The following is a 2,197-nucleotide window of genomic DNA, read 5'->3' on the forward strand; positions in this document are numbered from 1 at the left end:
TGGCGTTAACGGTCTGAACTGGTTCAGGCACGGATTCCGTGAAGTGGATCGTGCTGCTGTGCGCCGGTGACGCTCCGTCATCCTGGGCGTCATCCTTCGGTCGTGTGAAACCTTGGTGGAGTTGGTGTTCCCGCACCTGGTAACGGTGCTGGTGGAACGCGTGGTGGTGGAGAGCGCCGTCCTGCGGATCGCGGCGAGCACGAAGGGTGGGACGTCAGCCGCGTGTCCGGGGTGCGGGGCATCGTCGATGCGGGTGCACAGCCGGTACGGACGCAGGATCGCCGATGTTCCGGTCGGCACCCGGCCGGTACTCATCGAGTTGTCGGTGCGCCGCTTGTTCTGCGACAACAGCGGCTGTGCGAGAGTGACCTTCGCCGAACAGGTCGAGGGACTGACCAGCCGCTACGGCCGGCGAACACCCCTTCTGCAGCAGATAGTCGGTGCTCTTGGTGTTGTCCTGGCGGCTCGCGCCGTGGTCCGGCTGGGGCTGGGGCTGGGGCTGGGGCTGGGGCTGGGGCTGGGCGTCGCGGTCAGCCGGATGACCGTACTTCGAGTGGTGATGGCGCTACCGGAGCCGAACTGGGCGGTGCCGCAGGTGCTCGGAGTGGACGAGTTCGCGACCAGGAAGGGACGTCGCTACGGCACGATCCTGATCGACTGCGAGACCCACCAGCCCCTGGACCTGCTGCCCGACCGCGAGGCCGAGACCCTGGCCGCTTGGCTGCGCGAGCACCCCGGCGTCGAGATCGTCTGCCGCGACCGTGCGGCATTCTTCGCCGAGGGCGCTCGCACCGGCGCCCCGCAGGCCCAGCACTGCGCAGACAGGTGGCATGTCTGGCACAACCTCGGCGAAGCCGTCGAACGGCTGGTCTACCACCACCGCGTTCTCCTGCGCGACCTCGTCGAGCCGGAGCCTTCGCCCGAACCCGTGCCGACCTCCATGGGCCAGGAGCCATCCGGGCCCTACCCCGCGGGGAAGTTCCTCGACCGGCTCCGCGACACCCACGCGGCGGTCCGCGCCCAGGTCGAGCAGGGCCTGAGCCTGCGCGAAGTCGCCCGCCGGCTTGGGCTGGGCCGCAACACGGTGCGCAAGTACGCCCGCGCGGCCAGCCCGGAGGTGATGCTGCACGGCCAGTGGCAAGACCGGATCAGCAAACTCGACCGCTACCGGCCCTACCTGGGACAACGGATCGCCGAGGGCTGCACCAACCTGTCGACCCTCCACCGCGAGCTCCAAGAACGCGGGGCCCGCTGTGCCTACAGCACCCTGCGCGACTACGTCCAGCCGCTGCGTCCCGGGCGCCAGCCCGCAGCCACGCGTCCGCCGATGGCCCGGCCGCCCTCACCCCGCGAAGCCACCCGCTGGATCATGAGCCACCCCGACCACCTGCGCGACGACGACCAGCAGCGGCTCAAGACGCTGCTGGCCCGTTCACCCGAGCTCACGGCCGCCATCACCCACGTCCGGACGTTCGCGACCATCATGACCAACCGTGAAGGCGAACGGCTGCGCGGATGGATCGCCGATGTCTGTGTCGATCAGCAGTGCGGCCTGGCCTCCTTCGCAGCCGGGCTGATCACAGACCTCGACGCCGTCGTCTTCGGCATGAGCACCGAATGGTCCTCCGGCCCCGTCGAAGGCCGCGTCAACGATCTCAAAGCCCTCAAGCGCAGTATGTTCGGCAGAGAGAAACTTCCACTGCTGCGCAAGCGGCTCCTCCTATTATCGGCCAGCCGCCGACCCTAACTTCTGGCGCCTCGGGCCTGGCGGTCCAGGTACTCGATGAGTCGTGTCTCCGAACGCAGAAGCCGTTCTCGCTGCTCAGGCAGAAGAGACGCAAGGAGGTCGACCAGGACTCGCTTCCGCGGGACGTGCACCATGTTGCCGGAGTAGATCCGGCAAGTGGAACACCAGGCAAGCCCGATGCACCGCTCGAACATCGAAGTCCCGGGCGAATAAAACCGGTACTGGTAGGAACTGACGGGTGTTCCGCAGTCGGCGCAGACGCGTCGATCACCGTCGGGAATCGTGTCCCAGCTCCCGACCTTTCGCCAATGCTGTCGCCCGGCCGGTGCTCTTCAAGTCGTCATGTCGAACATTCTCGCGCACAGAGATCCGCCCAGCACAGCGGCCCGAGCAGAACTTCGACCGACCACAGAACGTAACCGGCTCTTGGCCACCTTCACGGAATCAGTG

1 protein-coding gene is annotated in these 2,197 nt (G+C 67.4%); it reads left to right on the top strand.

Annotated features, from left to right (window positions below; all coding sequences use genetic code 11):
- Positions 1 to 115 precede the first annotated feature (115 nt).
- Positions 116 to 1,747, top strand: a complete 1,632-nt coding sequence (locus ABT070_RS46135) for an ISL3 family transposase (protein WP_351769353.1) — start codon at positions 116 to 118, stop codon at positions 1,745 to 1,747.
- Positions 1,748 to 2,197 lie beyond the last annotated feature (450 nt).

It is taken from the genome of Streptomyces sp. NPDC002884 (assembly GCF_040295245.1).
Taxonomy (GTDB): domain Bacteria; phylum Actinomycetota; class Actinomycetes; order Streptomycetales; family Streptomycetaceae; genus Streptomyces.